Below are 507 nucleotides of genomic sequence, written 5' to 3'. Positions count from 1 at the left end.
AAACACAGATAATGGAATTATCTATGGTAATATTATAAATCAAAGTAATAACGATTTAACCTTAAAAAATGATTCTAGTGCTACTATTACAAGTGGTATCACAAATAATGGTAATGGAACTATCTTTGTAAATAATCAAGGAACTATAAGTAAAGATGATAAAGGTTATAACTTAACCAACAATGGATTTGGTAGCATAGTCATAGAAGATTGGCTTGTAACTTCTGATAAGGATGGTAATTTAGATACTATAGTTGTAGGTGGAAGTAATACTGGTAACGTTAGTGCAGATAATATAACCATAGATGAAAGTAATCTTGATCTAGATAATCTAGGAGATATAAGTGATGTTATCTCAGGGGTTGATAAAGGTAATATTGGCAACATAACAACCAATGGTAGTGGGGATATTAATTTAGGTTATGATCCTACAACAGGAAAATTCTCTAAAGATATTGATCTTAAAAGATCTATCTCTGGTGCAACCTTTAGAAGCTTAATCTCTAC

1 pseudogene is annotated in these 507 nt (G+C 30.4%); it reads left to right on the top strand.

The window, feature by feature from the left end:
• Positions 1–507: pseudogene (locus tag DU473_RS08290) on the top strand (hypothetical protein); the annotation flags it as partial.

Source organism: Campylobacter novaezeelandiae (assembly GCF_004323845.1).
Taxonomy (GTDB): domain Bacteria; phylum Campylobacterota; class Campylobacteria; order Campylobacterales; family Campylobacteraceae; genus Campylobacter_D; species Campylobacter_D novaezeelandiae.
Note: the sequence above shows the minus strand (reverse complement) of the source record. Positions and strands in the feature narration are given on the sequence as shown.